This window comes from Lactococcus sp. bn62, assembly GCF_029492705.2.
Taxonomy (GTDB): Bacteria; Bacillota; Bacilli; order Lactobacillales; family Streptococcaceae; genus Lactococcus; species Lactococcus petauri.
The window spans coordinates 2088475-2105221 of record NZ_CP120417.1 but is presented as its reverse complement, the minus strand read 5'-3'; the positions used below and the strand labels follow the sequence as shown (position 1 = coordinate 2105221).

General features: G+C 39.0%; 16 protein-coding genes. 13 read left to right on the top strand and 3 right to left on the bottom strand.

From position 1 onward, the window contains the following. Positions 1-90: 90 nt before the first annotated feature. Positions 91-2697 (bottom strand): cation-translocating P-type ATPase, encoded by a 2607-nt coding sequence (locus tag P3G65_RS10965; protein WP_019291464.1) that lies wholly within the window; start codon positions 2695-2697, stop codon positions 91-93. 128 nt (positions 2698-2825) lie between these two features. Between P3G65_RS10965 and P3G65_RS10960 the strand changes: the two genes are divergently transcribed. The 6 genes from P3G65_RS10960 to P3G65_RS10935 all read left to right on the top strand — a co-directional run bounded on the left by P3G65_RS10960 (position 2826) and on the right by P3G65_RS10935 (position 8399). Further along, positions 2826-3302: a DUF536 domain-containing protein gene (locus tag P3G65_RS10960; RefSeq protein WP_284071203.1), complete on the top strand. Its 477-nt coding sequence runs from the start codon at positions 2826-2828 to the stop codon at positions 3300-3302. Positions 3303-3519: 217 nt separating this feature from the next. Continuing rightward, complete coding sequence (gap, locus tag P3G65_RS10955) at positions 3520-4530, top strand: type I glyceraldehyde-3-phosphate dehydrogenase (protein WP_003133076.1); 1011 nt, start codon at positions 3520-3522, stop codon at positions 4528-4530. A gap of 141 nt (positions 4531-4671) precedes the next feature. Further along, the gene (locus tag P3G65_RS10950; RefSeq protein WP_019291466.1) at positions 4672-5625 is read left to right on the top strand and encodes a DUF6287 domain-containing protein; all 954 of its coding nucleotides are present in this window, start codon (positions 4672-4674) and stop codon (positions 5623-5625) included. 48 nt (positions 5626-5673) lie between these two features. Beyond that, positions 5674-6015, top strand: a complete 342-nt coding sequence (locus tag P3G65_RS10945) for a zinc ribbon domain-containing protein YjdM (RefSeq protein ID WP_003133078.1) — start codon at positions 5674-5676, stop codon at positions 6013-6015. Positions 6016-6103: 88 nt separating this feature from the next. Then, the gene (recG, locus tag P3G65_RS10940) at positions 6104-8110 is read left to right on the top strand and encodes an ATP-dependent DNA helicase RecG (RefSeq protein ID WP_284071202.1); all 2007 of its coding nucleotides are present in this window, start codon (positions 6104-6106) and stop codon (positions 8108-8110) included. Positions 8111-8144: 34 nt separating this feature from the next. Further along, the gene (locus tag P3G65_RS10935; RefSeq protein ID WP_019335734.1) at positions 8145-8399 is read left to right on the top strand and encodes a hypothetical protein; all 255 of its coding nucleotides are present in this window, start codon (positions 8145-8147) and stop codon (positions 8397-8399) included. Positions 8400-8439: 40 nt separating this feature from the next. Here the strand turns inward: P3G65_RS10935 and mnmE are convergent, their stop codons facing one another. Next, the gene (gene mnmE / locus P3G65_RS10930) at positions 8440-9804 is read right to left on the bottom strand and encodes a tRNA uridine-5-carboxymethylaminomethyl(34) synthesis GTPase MnmE (RefSeq protein ID WP_019291469.1); all 1365 of its coding nucleotides are present in this window, start codon (positions 9802-9804) and stop codon (positions 8440-8442) included. Between the two features lie 130 nt (positions 9805-9934). On the opposite strand from mnmE, the gene P3G65_RS10925 reads away from it, so the two are divergent. The 4 genes from P3G65_RS10925 (at position 9935) to rpiA (ending at position 13193) form a co-directional block, all read left to right on the top strand. Further along, a complete protein-coding gene (locus P3G65_RS10925) occupies positions 9935-10645 on the top strand; it encodes a pseudouridine synthase (protein WP_019291470.1) in 711 nt (236 codons plus the stop codon). A gap of 2 nt (positions 10646-10647) precedes the next feature. Further along, a complete protein-coding gene (locus P3G65_RS10920; RefSeq protein ID WP_019291471.1) occupies positions 10648-11364 on the top strand; it encodes an ABC transporter ATP-binding protein in 717 nt (238 codons plus the stop codon). After that, positions 11354-12445, top strand: coding sequence for an ABC transporter permease (locus P3G65_RS10915; protein WP_029346083.1), 1092 nt, complete (start codon positions 11354-11356; stop codon positions 12443-12445). Before P3G65_RS10920 ends, P3G65_RS10915 begins: the two co-directional genes overlap by 11 nt. A 76-nt stretch (positions 12446-12521) precedes the next feature. After that, the gene (gene rpiA, locus P3G65_RS10910; RefSeq protein ID WP_195917768.1) at positions 12522-13193 is read left to right on the top strand and encodes a ribose-5-phosphate isomerase RpiA; all 672 of its coding nucleotides are present in this window, start codon (positions 12522-12524) and stop codon (positions 13191-13193) included. Positions 13194-13217: 24 nt separating this feature from the next. On the opposite strand, the gene P3G65_RS10905 is transcribed toward rpiA, so the two are convergent. Next, positions 13218-13670, bottom strand: coding sequence for an NUDIX domain-containing protein (locus P3G65_RS10905; RefSeq protein ID WP_019291474.1), 453 nt, complete (start codon positions 13668-13670; stop codon positions 13218-13220). A gap of 119 nt (positions 13671-13789) precedes the next feature. Here P3G65_RS10905 and mreC point away from each other — a divergent pair, with 119 nt between their 5' ends. From mreC to P3G65_RS10890, 3 genes are all read left to right on the top strand, one after another. Next, entirely contained in the window at positions 13790-14647 is an 858-nt protein-coding gene (gene mreC, locus P3G65_RS10900; protein ID WP_019291475.1) for a rod shape-determining protein MreC, read from the top strand. A gap of 2 nt (positions 14648-14649) precedes the next feature. Further along, positions 14650-15156, top strand: coding sequence for a rod shape-determining protein MreD (mreD, locus tag P3G65_RS10895; RefSeq protein ID WP_019291476.1), 507 nt, complete (start codon positions 14650-14652; stop codon positions 15154-15156). A 141-nt stretch (positions 15157-15297) separates the two neighbouring features. Next, a complete protein-coding gene (locus tag P3G65_RS10890; protein ID WP_019291477.1) occupies positions 15298-16668 on the top strand; it encodes a CHAP domain-containing protein in 1371 nt (456 codons plus the stop codon). The last annotated feature ends 79 nt before the right edge of the window (positions 16669-16747 follow it).

Genomic DNA, 16747 nt, shown 5'->3' with positions numbered 1-16747 from the left:
AAATAAAAGATCTAAGTATTCTTAGGTCTTTTTTGTTTTTATCTAAATGTAAAAACCACTTTCATAACAAGTAAAAGTGGTGTAATATGTTTAGGCAAGAAAAGTTTTGTTGAGTTTTTTGATAATGAACTTTTCAATTTCTATCACGATGAAAATCACAAGAGAGAGGAGTATAGCGATAAGCCAGTGTGTTGTTGTGAGAGGCACTACATCAATGAATGTTCGTAAGGGTGTAAGTGTGAAGACAAAGGTTATGATTAAGGATATAATGGTTGTCCAGAAAATTGTTTTATTTGAATATAAACCATCTTTAAATATAGAATCGTTACTCCGAGCATTAAAGATATGGTAGGTTGAAGCGAGGGCAAGAACGAGAAATGTCATCGATTGTCCGACTTGCATACTTGGAGTAGTTCCCGCTATCTCTACAAATCTACCAATATAGAATCCGATAAGTGAAATAATGATAAAGGTTGTGGAGGATGTGAGAATACGTTGTGAAACACCTCTAGAGAAGAGACTTTCGTTTACATCGATTGGTGGTTTTTTCATAATATACTTATCAGAGGTTTCTCGACTTAAGCCAAATCCAGGAATACCATCTGCGAGAACATTAATATAGAGAAGCTGCATACCTGTAAGTGGCAGACCCCAACCAATAATAGCTCCAAATAGCATAATAAGGATTTCGGCAACATTGGCAGAAAGAAGATAATAAATTGTTCTTTTAATATTAATGTAAACACGGCGGCCTTCAGCAATTGCACTAACAATAGTTGCAAAGTTATCGTCGGCTAAGATGATGTCAGAGGCATTTTTGGCCACTTCTGTTCCGGCGATTCCCATTGCGGTTCCGACATCTGCTGCTCGTAGAGAGGGAGCATCATTGACACCGTCACCGGTCATGGCAACTATATGTTTTTTATCTTGCCATGCTTTCACAATCCGGAGCTTGTCTTCAGGCGAGACACGTGCATAGACTGAAATTTTTTCAATCTTTTCCTTGAGCTCCTCATCCGTCATGTTTGCCAAGGTAATTCCGTCTACGACCAAGTCTCCTTCACGATAAATATCAAGTTCCTGTGCGATTGCTTTAGCAGTTAAGGCATGATCCCCTGTAATCATTACAGGAATGATTCCAGCAGTACGGGCTTCGGCTACAGCATGTTTACTTTCGGGTCTTGGAGGATCAATCATTCCAATTATTCCTAAGAATGTTTGGTCTTCTTCCAAGCTTTGATGGTTTTCTGGAATCTCTTCAATTACTTTGTAGGAAAGAGCGAGGACACGCAAGGCATTTTCTGCAAAGGTGTCGTGAATATTATGTGCTTTGCTAAAGTGATTAGGGACAAGCCGATCAAAGGCTCCTTTTGTAATAACCAGGTAGCCCCCGCTTTCGTTAGATACAACAACCGTCATTTTTTTTCTGGTCGAATCAAAAGGAAGTTCTAAGAGACGCGGGGGATTTTTATCAGGATGATAAGAGTTATGTGCGATAAGGAAGTTGATGATGGCTGTTTCTGTTGGATCGCCGTGTGTGACCCATTTCCCCTCATCTTTTACGGCTGTTGCATTAGATACTAAACCAAACTTGTAAATTAAATCTTTTTCCTTATCAGAGAGTTGGTCCTTATGCCAAATCTCTTCTCCTTGTACCCAGAGTCTTTGAATAGTCATCTGGTTTTGAGTAAGTGTTCCTGTTTTATCGGAAGCAATGACCGAAGCATTTCCCAGGGTTTCAACTGCAGGAATGTTACGAATAATGGCTTTTTTATATGCCATATTTTCTACACCATAAACGAGTGATAAGGTCACGATGACAGGAAGAGTTTCCGGCACGGCAGCAATACCAAGAATAACAGCCGTCATCATATTTTCACTGAAGGGAATGCCACCGTGCAATAAGTTGACAATAAAGATGATTGCCCCTGCACCAAAAGCAATTGCAGCAAGGCGTTTTGCCAGAGAATCAATACGTTTTTGTAAAGGTGTTTTCCCTTTAACCTGGTCTTCTAAAAGTTGGGCAATTTGTCCCATCTGACTTTTCATTCCTGTAGCTACAACAATGCCCTGAGCTGTACCGTTAAGCACATTTGTTCCCGAGAAAACCATGTTCACTTGGTCTCCCAAAGGCACATCTTCGAGGTTCTCACGTGAAGCATCTTTTTTTATTGGTTCAGACTCCCCTGTTAGGGAGGATTCATCGACTTGTAAGCTATTTGCTGAAAGGAGACGAACATCAGCACCAACCTGTTCTCCAGCGCTCAGTTGAAGCAAATCACCGACAACCAATTGCTCAGAAGGAATTGTGCTGAGCTTCCCTTCACGTATAACCATAGAATTTGGAGCCGATAATTTCTTGAGGGCGGATAAGGCGGTTTCGGCACGTTCCTCTTGCATGTGGGCAACGATGACATTGATGACCACGATTAACAGAATAACGATTGGTTTGGTGAAGTTCCCAGTATCCATCGATAGGTAAAAAGCAGGAACTGAGACAATGATTAAAACAAGATTCATTACCTCAAGTAGATGTTTCAAAAGCTTTTGAAAAATACTTTTTTCTTTGGCTTCTTGAAAAACATTGCTGCCGTATTTGGCTCGGTGAGCAGTAACTTGTTTTTTATTTAAACCCTCTGAAGCGCTTGTTTTATAGTACTCTTTAATCTTTTTTATATTACTTTTCTTATAATTCATAAATCCTCTATTCTACTTTTGTCATATTTATAAAATATTTTATAATAGAATTATAATATTTTTATCATTTATTACAAAACGATTTAGCATTCAGAAAAAGCTGTATAAATAGCTAAAAATGTGGTATTATGGTAGATATGGAAACGAAAACAGTAAGTGAACTTGCAGAACTTTTTGGTGTGACTCGCCAAGCGATGAATAAACGCATCAAGCAGCTAGACGAGCAATATGTAGAGAAAAATGAAAAAAATGTTACTGTAATTAATGAAGGCGGTATTCATGAACTTGAACACCTTTATGGCAAAGTTGTGACAGCGCAGGCGGAAGTTGTTGATGGTAAAGATGAAACACAAGAACTTTCAACAGCGCCAACGGACACAGCTGTTTTTGAGTTGGTTTCAAACCTGATGAAAGACAAGAATGCAGAAATTGACCGTCTAAATCAGCAATTGATGGCCAAAGATGCACAAATTGCAGAAAAAGATAAGCAAATCAACCGTCAACAAGAACTGATGGAAAAATCTTTGAGTGATAATAATCAGTTTTTACTTGAAATGAAGGCTGAATCAGAAAAAGGCTTCTTTGCCAAACTTTTCGGAAAATAATAACAGTGGCAAAACTGTTATTTTTTTATTAGAAATATAAGGAAGTAGACAAATGTAAACGTTTTCCTCTTCGTTCCCACGGTTGTGCCTATTTTCCGGCTTTTATGTTTGCAAAATCTCAAAAAAGTGTTAAAATGTAAGAGTAAGTTAAATGATTAACTTAGTGATAGAGAATTTCTCTATAAACAAAATTTTAAACCTATAAGGAGACTTACTCATGGTAGTTAAAGTTGGTATTAACGGTTTCGGACGTATCGGTCGTCTTGCTTTCCGTCGTATTCAAAACGTTGAAGGTGTTGAAGTAGTAGCAATCAACGACCTTACAGATCCAGCAATGCTTGCTCACTTGTTGAAATATGACACAACTCAAGGTCGTTTCGACGGTGAAGTTGAAGTTAAAGATGGTGGTTTCGAAGTTAACGGTAAATTTGTAAAAGTTACTGCAGAAGCTAACCCAGCTAACATCAACTGGGCTGAAGATGGTGCAGAAATCGTTCTTGAAGCAACTGGTTTCTTCGCAACTAAAGAAAAAGCTGAACAACACTTGCACGCTAACGGTGCTAAAAAAGTTGTTATCACAGCACCTGGTGGAAACGATGTTAAAACTATCGTTTTCAACACTAACCACGAAATCTTGACTGGTGAAGAAACAGTTATCTCTGGTGCATCATGTACTACTAACTGTCTCGCACCAATGGCTGATGCTTTGAACAAAAACTTCGGTCTTAAAGTTGGTACAATGACAACTATCCACGGTTACACTGGTGACCAAATGACTCTTGATGGCCCACACCGTGGTGGTGACTTCCGTCGTGCACGTGCTGCAGCTGAAAACATCGTACCTAACTCAACAGGTGCTGCTAAAGCTATCGGTCTTGTATTGCCAGAATTGAATGGTAAACTTCAAGGTCACGCACAACGTGTACCAGTTCCAACTGGTTCATTGACAGAACTTGTATCAGTTCTTGATAAAGAAGTTACTGTTGAAGAAGTTAATGCAGCTATGAAAGCAGCATCTAACGAATCTTACGGTTACAACGAAGACGAAATCGTTTCATCTGATATCGTAGGTATCTCTAACTCTTCACTCTTTGACGCTACTCAAACTGAAGTTACTACAGCTGACGGCGTTCAATTGGTTAAAACAGTTGCTTGGTACGATAACGAAATGTCTTACACATCTAACCTCGTTCGTACACTTGAATACTTCGCTAAAATCGCTAAATAATTCTGTTATTTAACGTTAGAAACAGAGAAGCTTAGCTCCTCTGTTTTTTTGTTGTCTTTATTTTTTTAGAGCGTCTTTGAGATTTTTTTCATAATATAGTACACTATAGGGAGTAGTGGTTGAGAAAGCAGGAATTGGATTATGGATAAAAATTCGAAAAAGCGAAGAGTTATTTTTGGAAGTATCCTTACGGGTCTTTTACTTGTTGGCATAGCTATATTCCTGATTGTTGTTGTCTATTCAACACCTAAAAAAGATACCTCGCGGGCTTTAAATCATCATAAAACTTCAGAAAGTTCAATGATGAAGATGAGTTCAACTCAAGGGAGTAAATCAGATCCGATACAGACAGCTTTAACGGAATGGAAGAGTTTAGCTCTTAACCAACAAATTGCTTTATTGGCTCAGTCCTATGCTAAATTAAATCCTCAGTCCACAATTTTATCATCGGACCATATGGCAATGACAGGGGATATTGATGATGGTACAATAGAGTGGTATGATTCAAACAAAATTATCCATAAGGTTAATGTGAAAATTAACCAAACGATGATTAAATATAACTACATCAATGCTGAAACATGGGAAACAGAAGAGCAAGTAACAAAGATAGATACGGTTCTTGCAGATTATTTTGAAACCCCCACAGCTAAACAAGTTACTGAAGAAATAGCTGCCAGGCTAATCGATTCTGCCAGATTGACAAGCTTAAATGCTGAGATGAATTTAGAACAAATTGCTCAAGGAGATTATTCAAGTGTGCAAGGCACTTGGAAAAATTTGGCAGGCAGCACACTAACTTTTGAAACTAATCAGTGTTACATAGTGGAGGGTGAACAGAAAACCAGACTTATTCTGACTACTCTATCAGCAGATAATCCGCAAAATCAAGGATTCCTTATGGTAAATAGCAATCCTGAAGGCTCTCCTGCTGGAGCGGGACTCTCCTTTATTCCAACAGGTTATGATTGGGCGGATACAGACAAAGCGAAACCTCGTATTTGGTTGTCCAACACTTTTGGTCCTAGTGCGCAAAGCCTTCCAGAGAGACAAAAATTAGCAGTACAAAAAGCAATTTACTATAAAGTAGATTAAACACATAATAAACACTACCAACAATTAAAACCAAAGAATGGAGAAATAATGGAAACACCTAAATGCCCAACTTGTTCAAGTGAATATACTTATGAACTCTCAGACACGACATTTGGATGCTCAGAATGCGGCAACGAATTTACACAAGCAGATTTAGAAGCAGATAAATTTGTTGTGCTTGACAGTGTCGGACAACCTTTAGCTGATGGGGATGCTGTAATTATCATACAAGATCTTCCAGTAAAGGGAATGCCAAAGCCCATTAAAAAAGGTACAAAAGTTAAAAACATACGTATCAATGAATTTGGGAAAAATGAACACTATATTGATTCAAAAATTGATGGTTTTGGGGCCATTGGATTGAAGGGATCTGTTGTCAAGAAAGCATAAGCAATAGAAAAATGACCTTCTGGTCGTTTTTTTTTATTTGAGTATAAAGGAGAAGGTAGTAAAACAGCTTTTCTGCTATAATGAACTTATGAAACTAACAGACAGTATACAATACCTGAAAGGTGTTGGACCTAAATCTTTTGAAAATTATCAAAAGCTTGGCATTTCCACAATACAGGATTTATTGCTTTATTTTCCTTTCCGTTATGAAGATTTTGCTGGACGCTCCATTTTTGAGTTAGTAGATGGAGAAAAAGCAACGGTGATTGGTGAAGTGGTAACACCCGCTAATGTCCAGTATTATGGATTTAAACGCAATAGACTTACTTTTAAACTCAAACAAGGGGAAGCTGTAGTTGCTGTGAGCTTTTTTAATCAGCCCTATTTAGCGGATAAGATTGAGGTTGGAAAAGAGGTTGCGGTTTATGGCAAATGGGAACAAAAAAAGCAGCAACTGCTGGGCATGAAAATATTAACACAAGCAGAAGATGGCTTTTCCCCCGTGTATCATCTTACCGCAGGGATGAAGCAATCCAGCTTGGTGAAAACAATTCAAATGGCTTTTGAGAGTGGGCTTTTATCGGAATTAAACGAGAATCTGCCAGACTATTTATTGAAAAAGTACCGATTGATGCCCCGGCAGGAAGCGGTACGTGCCATGCATTTTCCAGATGATATGGAGATGCACAAGCAAGCTTTAAGGCGCGTGAAGTTTGAAGAACTCTTTTACTTTCAACTGAAGTTGCAGGCTTTGAAACATAAAGAGAAAGCACAACGCTTTGGACGAAGGGTTATTTTTGACCAGCGGTTGATGGAAGAAAAAATTAAAAATCTTCCTTTTGAACTGACAGGAGCCCAACAAAAATCCTTAGACAAAATTTTAGCAGATATGTCTTCAGCTTACCATATGAACCGTCTTTTACAAGGTGATGTCGGTTCAGGTAAAACAGTTGTTGCTAGTTTAGCAATGTATGCAGCAGTTTTATCTGGACTTCAAGCTGCTATAATGGTTCCGACTGAAATTTTAGCGCGACAACATTTTGCTAACTTACAAAATCTTTTTCCTGAACTAAAAATTAGTCTTCTTGTTTCGGGATTAAAAGTTGCGGAGCGAAGAGCGATACTAGAAAGTTTAGCAAATGGTCAGACGCAAATGGTTGTGGGAACGTACGCTTTAATTCAGGAAGGGGTTGATTTTTATGATTTGGGGCTGGTCATTACCGATGAACAACATCGCTTTGGGGTTAACCAACGGAAAGTCTTACGCGAAAAGGGTCAAAATCCTGATGTACTTATGATGACTGCGACACCAATTCCTCGGACCTTGGCGATCACAGCTTTTGGTGATATGGATGTCTCCATTATCGACGAATTACCTAAAGGGCGGCAACCGATTACGACCAGATGGGTAAAACACGAGCAACTTCCAGAGGTCTTGAAATGGATAAAAGAAGAACTGGAGCAGCAGGCACAAGTCTATTTTATTTCACCACTTATTGAAGAATCAGAAGCTTTAGATTTAAAGAATGCTGTAGCTCTTTATGAAGAACTAAACCAATACTTTGGCGAAGAAACAGGCATAGGTTTACTGCACGGGAAAATGAAAAATGAAGAAAAAGACCAGATCATGCAGACCTTTAAAGCAGGGGATTTGTCGGTTCTGGTTTCCACAACGGTTATTGAAGTTGGTGTGGATGTGCCAAATGCAACGATTATGGTGATTATGGATGCGGATCGTTTTGGTCTCTCTCAGTTGCATCAGTTAAGGGGCCGTGTAGGACGGGGGAGTAAGAAGTCCTATACGATTCTCGTTGCCAATCCCAAGACAGAATCAGGTAAAAACCGGATGAAGATAATGTGTCAAACGCAGAATGGTTTCCGTTTAGCTGAAGAAGACCTGAAGATGCGCGGCTCCGGAGAAATATTTGGCGTACGTCAATCAGGGTTACCAGAATTTCTAGCAGCTGATATAGTGAATGACTACAATATTTTAGAAGTGGCACGTCAAGAAGCGCAGGAAATTTTTAAAACACCTGACCGTCCAGAATATCAGATGATGCTTGCAGACTTGGATGTTGACGGTGGTTTTGATTAACGTTTCAATTATGAATTCAAGAAAGGATGATAAAATGGGACTTCTCTTAGCATTTCTAGGTGGTGGACTCTCTTTGCTAAACTTTTCTGCCGAATGGCGGTTTCTTTCCTTGCAGCTTATTTTCACTCTCCTTTCCTTAAGCAGTATGTTTGCCTATAAAGGAAAGCGCACAAGAAGATCCTATGAAGGAGATGGCACAAGTATCTTCACCTTTGGCTTTGCCTTGTGTTTCCTTTCATTTATCGGATCAGCATCGATTCTTCTGGCCTTATTCATGGGCTGGCAGTGAATAAAAAAACATAAGTAGAATATCTCCTACTTATGTTTTTTTATTTTCCTAAGCAGAACTGACTGAAAAGCTGAGTAATCAGTTCATCCGGTGCAGCTTCTCCAGTTATTTCACCAAGCAATTGCCAACAACGTGTGATATCTACTTGGATGAGGTCCACAGGAAGTCCCATTGCCAAACCTCTATTTGCTTCCTTCAAAGCATCTAAAGCTTGTTCGACTAGGCCGATATGACGCGCATTGGAGAGAGTCGTTGCATCTTTTGCTTCAATTTCCCCAGAGAAAAATAGCGCGCGTATTTGTTTTTCGACGGCATCAAGATTTTCATTTTTTAAGGCAGAAATTCTGATAAAGTATTTAGGGAGTTTTTCGAGCTCAATTTTTTCTGGTAGATCGGTCTTATTTAGCAAGACGATACGGTTTGTCGAAGAAGAAAGTTCCAACAATTCCAGATCTTTGGGAGTTAAAGGTGACGAAGCATCAAGCACAAGTAAGACCAAGTCGGCTTCTTCTAAGGCTTTTTGACTACGCTCAACACCGATCTTTTCGACGATATCCTCAGTTTCTCGTATACCAGCAGTATCAATTAACTCAAGGGGCACACCACCAATATTGGCAAACTCTGTGATAACATCACGTGTTGTTCCGGCTATGTCGGTAACAATGGCTTTTTCCTCACGTAAAAGTTGATTGAGCAAACTTGATTTACCAACATTTGGCCGGCCAATAATTGCTGTTCTCAAACCTTCACGCAGAATCTTACCGCGTTTAGCTGTGGCAAGAAGTGTTTCCAGAAGTTGCTCAAAATGGGCTGTTTTTTCCAGAAGCATTTGACTTGTCATCGTTTCAACGTCATCATATTCGGGATAATCAATATTGACTTCCACTTGCGCGAGCGATTCTAAAATTTCTTGACGAATGTTGTTAATCAAGTTAGAGAGGCTTCCATCGAGCTGTTTTACAGCAATATTGGCTGCCTGATCTGTTTTAGCACGAATCAAATCCATTACGGATTCGGCTTGCGCCAAGTCAATACGTCCATTTAAAAATGCACGTTTAGTAAATTCACCTGGTTCAGCGAGGCGAGCGCCAGAGCGCAGCAGGAGTTGCAAAATTTCTTGGGTGACAGCAATTCCGCCGTGTGTGTTAATTTCCACAAGATCTTCACGCGTAAAGGTTTTTGGAGCTTTCATTACAGAGAGCATAACTTCATCAACGAGACGGTCCTCGTCAAAGATATGACCATAGTTGATGGTGTGTGAAGCAACTTTATCGAGATCTTTCCCTTGAAAGACCTTTTTAGCGATTGAGACAGCATCGCTACCAGACAATCGGACGATAGCAATTGCTCCTTCACCTAAAGGTGTGGAGATGGCTGCTATAGTATCAAATTCTTTTGTTATCATATTTTTATCCTAATTACTAATTTCAGTATGCCTTATTATATAACAAGTCGTCATAAAAATAAAGATTCGTCAACTCTTTCTTAAAGGTTTATCTTATCCATATTAAGCAAAATTCTAGTAAAATAAGAGTATGAGATTGGATAAATATTTGGCGGAAGCCGGGCTGGGATCACGTAAAGAAGTTAAGGTGATTCTCAAGACAGGAAAAGTGACAGTGAATGATCAGAAAGTGAAAGACGGCAAACTACATGTTGAGCCAGATAAAGATTCTATAAATTATGATGGGCAACCCATAGGTTATCAAGAATTTTATTATTACCTCCTTAATAAACCCGCTGGTGTTGTTTCGGCAACGAAGGATAATAAGGACAAAACAGTTGTCGAATTATTACAGGGAAAAGATTTTCGCGAAGATCTTTTCCCTGTAGGGCGCTTAGATAAAGATACAGAAGGCCTTCTGTTGCTAACAAATGATGGGCCACTGAGCCATAATCTTCTGAGCCCTAAAAAACATGTAGAAAAAGAATACTTTGCTCAAATCCAAGGCCAGGTTACACAAGAGACTGTTCGAGAATTTGCAGCAGGTTTGACCTTGAAATCTGGAGAAAACGTCAAACCAGGTCAACTTTTTATTGAGAAATCAGAGGAGAATAAAAGTGAAATCCGCCTGATTGTTCATGAAGGTAAATTTCATCAGGTCAAACGAATGTTTGAAGCTGTAGGGATGAAGGTAACTTATCTCAAACGGTTACGTATGGGAAGTTTAAGATTGGATCCGGAATTAACTAAGGGAGCATACCGTCCGCTCACAGAAGAGGAAATTTTAAAACTCAAGGAGTAGCTATGGAAGAAATAGTTTCTGTAAAAAATCTAAGTGTCCAATTTGAAAAAGAAGAGATTTTAAAAAAACTATCTTTAAGTCTCTTTGCAGGAGAAATTGTTGGACTCATCGGTCCTTCAGGTTCGGGAAAGTCAACTTTTATGAATGCATTACTCGGGATTGTTGCTCCTAATAGTGGAGAAATCAAACTACTTGATATCTCGATTCCTAACCGCAAAGTGTTGTGCAAAATTGGCTATATGGCACAGTCGGATGCCTTGTTTACAGAACTTACAGGGAAACAAAATATGGAATTTTTTGGAGCCTTGCAAGGAAAAATAAGTGAAGAGGAGCTGCTCAAAGCTGCTCAAACCGTTGGGTTAACATCAGCTTTGTCCAAGGCTGTTTCGAAATATTCTGGCGGAATGAAGCGTCGCTTATCTTTAGCAATTGCTCTCCAGACGGGTGCTCCTCTCTTATGCCTAGATGAGCCCACAGTTGGTATTGATCCAGAACTTCGACAGGAAATATGGACAGAGCTTAAGCGACAAGCAGAGATGGGCAAAGCTATTCTATTGACGACACACGTAATGGAAGAGGCAGAGCGGTGTGATCGAGTTGTTTTATTAAGAGACGGGCACTTTGTGGCCCAAGGTAGTCCTGAAGCCCTTAAATCCCAGTTTCATGTTACTACTGTGGAAGAGGCCTTTATTCAAGCAGGTGATTATGATGAGAATTAAAGCGATTTTTAAACGTATACTGCTACAAAGGTTGAGAGATAAACGAAGCTTGGCTTTACTTTTCTTTGCTCCCCTTGGCATTATCAGTCTTTTATATTTTCTTCTTCAAGTTCCTTCGGATATAAAATATCGTGTAGGTCTACAAGAAAACCAACCTGTTTTAGCACAAGTTCTCAAGCAGAACGAAAAACTAAAAGTGATTGAAATAGGAGAAACGTTAAACACTCGAGAAATAGTAAATACTCACAATTTAGATGCTCTGATACAGCTGGTAGGAAATGAAATAGAAGTAACTTATGCAAATAGAGATACGTCAAAAACACAGGCACTTACTCAGATGATTGGACAAATTGCTCAAAAGATCCCAGCGAGTATGCGAGAAAACCAAGCAAAAAGTTCTGCAGAAAAAGTGCCGCAAGACTCGTTAGAAACACTAGCTCTGAATATAAAAAGTCATTATCTTTATGGTGACAGTTCCCTGAGTATGTTTGATAATCTAGCGCCACTGCTGGTAAGTTTCTTCGTTTTCTTCTTTGTCTTTTTAATATCAGGCATTTCACTTGTTAATGAACGAAGCAGTGGTACACTTATGCGAATGCTGGTTACACCTGTAAGACGTACTGAAATTGTGGCAGGTTATACTTTAGCCTACGGTTTCCTCGCACTACTTCAAACAAGCTTAATTGTACTTTGGACACGTTATGTTTTACAAATGCAGATTTTGGGGAACTTTATATTAGTCTTGTTGATTAATTTATTGATTGCTCTGATTGCGCTGTTGATTGGACTTTTGTTGTCTGCCCTTGCGAAAACTGAATTTCAATTTATTCAGTTTGTTCCGATAGCTGTCGTACCACAATTCCTTTTTTCAGGTATTATTAATGTCGACACAATGGCAGCGCCCTTACGCTGGATTGCACATCTTATGCCTCTGTATTATGGCGTTGATGCACTTCAAAAAGTAGTGAAACAAGGCGAAGGTTTCTCTCAAATTGGAAACAACCTGTTTATTTTAGGAATGCTTGCTCTTGTATTTTATGTAGCTAATGTAGTGGCTTTGAAAGGTTTAAGAAAAACTTAGATATTCAAATAAAAAGCGAGTTATTTTCGCTTTTTTGTTATAATGATTGAGAAGAGTATTTGAAGGGATTTTACAAATGGAAAATTTAAAAAAACAAGTAGGTATAAAAGCAGCTGAGTACGTGAAGTCTGGTATGATTGTTGGATTGGGAACAGGTTCAACGGCAGCTTTCTTTGTGGAAAAATTGGGGCGCCGTGTTAAAGAAGAAGGTTTAGATATTGTTGGAGTAACGACGTCAAATGTAACCAGTCAGCAAGCTGCAAGTCTTAATATCCCTTTAAAATCAATTGATGAAGTGGATTATGTTGATTTGACAGTAGACGGTGCAGATGAAATTGATACTGACCTTAATGGTATTAAAGGTGGTGGTGCGGCCTTGCTGATGGAAAAAATCGTTGCAACATATTCTAAAGATTATATTTGGATTGTTGATGAAAGTAAACTTTCAGAAAATCTTGGCAGTTTTAAAGTTCCTGTCGAAGTTATCCCTTACGGATCAGAGCAGTTGTTCCGAAAATTTGCAGCGGCTGGTTATGCACCAACATGGCGGATGAATGCCCAAGACAAGCTCATCACTGATATGCAACATTATATTATTGATTTGCATATTGAGAAGATTACTGAGCCAGAAAAGCTGGCTGAAGAGCTTGATTTAACAGTGGGAGTTGTCGAACATGGTTTGTTTAATAACATGGTCAAAAAAGTTATTGTTGCAGGACAAGGCGGAGTTAAACTTATAGAAAAATAAAAAGAAGGAGTGTGCTCCTTCTTTTTATTTGTTCTTAAGCCATTGTTCTACGCCCCACTTATGAGAACCGCGCTTGAGTTTAACCAAAGCAGTCGGAACGTCAAACCAGAAAATTTTATTGAAATCCTCAAGAGGAGCCTGATCAAAATGAACTTCCAAAGTCTCGTAGATATAAGCAGGATTGCAAAAATATTTATCCCGATGTGAGCTATAAAAATATTCGTCGGCCTGTCCGAAATAACGTCCTAAAGTCGCAGTCGCACCTAACTCTTCCAGAAGTTCTCTTTCTAAGGCGCGAGCATGGTTTTCATCTGCTTCAATTTCTCCACCAGGGAGAAAAAAGGCTCCGTTTGGTGCTTGCACAAGACAGATTTGGCTCTTGTTTTCACGTGAAACAATACCATACACTCCATAGCGGTATTGGTAATCAACTCCGGCAATTTTTTCACCGAAGACTGGAATTTCTTGTTGTGTCATATTTACGGACCTCCGATATAATTTTATAGAAGAAAATTTAATTATATTCTATCAAAAAGTTGACAATTTTGATAAAATAAAGAGGCTAAACAAAGCTCTTGCGAAGGGAAATATGAACAGTGAAAAAATTCAATCTTAGTAAAATGATTATTATCGCCTTAATTATTGTTATTTCAGCATTTACAGCAATCTTCATCTCGGCTGATAATTTTAAAAATAATAAAAATCCATCAACGATGACACAAATTATTAATGATGGTACAGGAACCATAGACAGAATCATTGGTGCACCGATCCGCTTTGTTCAAGACAAAGCCAATCAAGTGGGCAATCTTTTTGATACATACAAGCAAAATCAGTCCCTAAAAACGCAGGTGGCAGACTTAAGTAGTTCAAAAAATAACCAAGAAAGTCTAGAAGTTGAAAATAAAGAATTAAAAGAAGCATTGAAGCTTCAAGAAACATTAACAGACTATAAGAGTATTTCTGCAAATGTGATTACCCGTAATCCGGCCAGTTGGGCAGATACGCTCGTAATTGATAGCGGCAGTAAACAAGGCATCAAAAACCGTCAACTCGTCATGGCTAATGGGGGTGTTATTGGGCGTGTAAGTCAGGTAAACGAAAATTCCTCTAAAGTTTCCTTGTTGAGCTCCGATAAAGGTATTGACGCTAAAATCCCCGTTCGCCTTGGTAGCCCGAGTGATCCAGTAAATGGACTTCTTGCGAGTTATGATGATGATCAGAATGCTTATGTTGTCACTTCTTTAGTAGGGGAAGGTAATATCGAAAAGGGAAGCCAAGTTGTTACTAGCGGTCTTGGAGGTGATTCGCCGCGTGGTCTCTTGCTTGGAACCGTAATTGATGTTAAAGAAACAGATCAAGGCTTGAACCGTAAAGTATATGTGAAACCTGCCAGCAATTTGTATGATATCCGGTTTGTCTTTGTGATTCAAGGCATGATTGGAGGCAACTAAATATGAGTCGTTTTAGCTTCCAGTTTTTTAGTCCCTTATTTCTTTTTTTCCTACTCTTGCTTGATGGGCAGCTGACGCATTTCTTTACGGCTTTGTCTGGTGGAAGTATTATGCCTGTAAGCCACTTGTTGCTCATTTTTATGGTATATACTGTGACACAGCACCGTCATAGCTATGTTCTTATCGTAGGTGTTCTTTTGGGAATTATCTATGACAGCTACTTTTTGGGAATTTTTGGTATTGCAAGTTTGATTTTACCTCTTATTGCTCTTTTCGTTTATCAAATCCAAACGGTTGTCTTTACCAATCGTTGGACACGTTTATTTACAGTGATTATCATTGTTTTTGCTTTTCAAGTTTTAAGTACGCTTATTGTTAACTTAGTCGGTGTTGTCAATGTCAATTTTGTCTCATTTATCGTTAGGCAACTTGCACCAACGTTAGCCCTAAATATTGCCTTTGCAATACTGCTGCAATGGCCTTTAGAAAAGATGTATCGCCTTCGGTGAACATCTTTTTGTAATCAAAGGGTAAAAAAAGTATTCTTAAAGAAATTAAATTGACTTGATTAAGTTATAAAAGAGTGTTATACTTGGGACTATCTTGGCGTTATATTTATAAATTATAGAAAACGGGAAGAAAAGAAAACTATGAAAAAGAAACTTATCACAGCATTGATGTTGTCGACAGTCATTTTATCTTCGGGTGCAAGCCTTGGAGCGGTAAAAGCGGACAGCACAGACGATCAAATCGCAAAGCAAGATGCAGCAATCAGCGCTGCTAAAAGTTCTTCTGCTGAAGCGCAAGCAAAAGTAGATGCGATTCAATCACAAGTAAATAGCTTACAATCTAAAAAAACTTCAACAGCAAATGAAGTAAATAAATTGATGAAGGAGCAAAAAGAACAATCAGCAGAGATTGCTCGTTTGCACAAAGACATCAAAGAACGTAACACAGCTCTTGAAGCACAAGCACGTAGCGCTCAAACAAGCGGTTCAGCGACAGACTATATGTCTACTATCTTGGATTCAAAATCTTTGACTGATGCAATTCAAAAAATGACAGCGATGGCAACCGTTTCTGGTGCTAACAAAGCCATGCTTGAAAAGCAACAAGAAGATGAAAAAGCTATTCAAGCTAAGTTGAAAGATAATGAAGCAAAATACGCTAAAGCTACAAAACTTCAACAAGAGTTAGAAACACAAAGTAACGAGTTGGCAAGCCAAGAAGCCGCCCTCAAAGTTGCTCAGTTAAATTATCAAACAACAATTGCTAACTCTGAGAGTAAAAAACAAAGTTTGATTGATCAAAAAGCAGCTGCAGTAGCTGCCCAAGAAGCTGCAGCTAAAAAAGCTGCAGAAGTGGAAGCTCAACAAGCTAAAGCTGAACAAGCTGCTCAAGCTGCTCAAAAAGCACAAACAGAACAAGCTGCAGCATCTAAGAGCGAAAATAAATCAGATGCAAGTACAGTAAATACAGAAACAGTACCTGTTGTTACAGCACCTGTTGAGACTACTCCAGCGGCTTCTGCACCAGCAGCATCAACGCCAGCTGTAGAAGAAAGCAAACCAGCATCAAACAACAACACAACAACTACGAATACTGGTTCAAACTCAACTACAACTACTGATACTGGTTCAAATAATACTAACAATAATAATGTATCTGGTGGTTCAGGTTCATCAAGTACTCCAGGAACAAGCTTGAGCAATCCTTACCCTTGGGGACAATGTACTTGGGGTGTTTGGGAATACTTCGGTGGAAGTATTCCTACTTACGCTGGTAACGCCGGTGACTGGGTAGTTTACGCAAATAGTGGACCAGCAGTTGGTACAATTGCGGTATTCCCTCCAGGTAACCAAGGCGCAGGTGGCGTAGGTCACGTTGCTGTGGTCACAGCTGTAAATGGTGATAAACTTACTGTCTCAGAAACAAACTTCTCAGGTCCTAATGGTGGAGGCCTCGGTATCCGCACAACTCGTGAAGTTTCAGCTGCAGGTGTAAGTTTCATCCGCCCATAAGAAATAACTCAAAACAAGTAATGAAATATTGCTTGTTTTTTTGTGCATTGATAAAAAACAGAAACCGACAGAAACAAAC

Excerpts from the sequence above, each read along its gene's own strand:
- P3G65_RS10960 (WP_284071203.1), top strand. The coding sequence starts at position 2,826 with ATGGTAGATATGGAAACGAAAACAGTAAGTGAACTTGCAGAACTTTTT.
- gap (WP_003133076.1), top strand. The coding sequence starts at position 3,520 with ATGGTAGTTAAAGTTGGTATTAACGGTTTCGGACGTATCGGTCGTCTT.
- recG (WP_284071202.1), top strand. The coding sequence starts at position 6,104 with ATGAAACTAACAGACAGTATACAATACCTGAAAGGTGTTGGACCTAAA.
- P3G65_RS10965 (WP_019291464.1), bottom strand. The coding sequence starts at position 2,697 with ATGAATTATAAGAAAAGTAATATAAAAAAGATTAAAGAGTACTATAAA.
- P3G65_RS10890 (WP_019291477.1), top strand. The coding sequence starts at position 15,298 with ATGAAAAAGAAACTTATCACAGCATTGATGTTGTCGACAGTCATTTTA.
- mreD (WP_019291476.1), top strand. The coding sequence starts at position 14,650 with ATGAGTCGTTTTAGCTTCCAGTTTTTTAGTCCCTTATTTCTTTTTTTC.
- P3G65_RS10950 (WP_019291466.1), top strand. The coding sequence starts at position 4,672 with ATGGATAAAAATTCGAAAAAGCGAAGAGTTATTTTTGGAAGTATCCTT.
- P3G65_RS10925 (WP_019291470.1), top strand. The coding sequence starts at position 9,935 with ATGAGATTGGATAAATATTTGGCGGAAGCCGGGCTGGGATCACGTAAA.
- P3G65_RS10920 (WP_019291471.1), top strand. The coding sequence starts at position 10,648 with ATGGAAGAAATAGTTTCTGTAAAAAATCTAAGTGTCCAATTTGAAAAA.
- P3G65_RS10945 (WP_003133078.1), top strand. The coding sequence starts at position 5,674 with ATGGAAACACCTAAATGCCCAACTTGTTCAAGTGAATATACTTATGAA.
- P3G65_RS10905 (WP_019291474.1), bottom strand. The coding sequence starts at position 13,670 with ATGACACAACAAGAAATTCCAGTCTTCGGTGAAAAAATTGCCGGAGTT.
- rpiA (WP_195917768.1), top strand. The coding sequence starts at position 12,522 with ATGGAAAATTTAAAAAAACAAGTAGGTATAAAAGCAGCTGAGTACGTG.
- P3G65_RS10915 (WP_029346083.1), top strand. The coding sequence starts at position 11,354 with ATGAGAATTAAAGCGATTTTTAAACGTATACTGCTACAAAGGTTGAGA.
- P3G65_RS10935 (WP_019335734.1), top strand. The coding sequence starts at position 8,145 with ATGGGACTTCTCTTAGCATTTCTAGGTGGTGGACTCTCTTTGCTAAAC.
- mnmE (WP_019291469.1), bottom strand. The coding sequence starts at position 9,804 with ATGATAACAAAAGAATTTGATACTATAGCAGCCATCTCCACACCTTTA.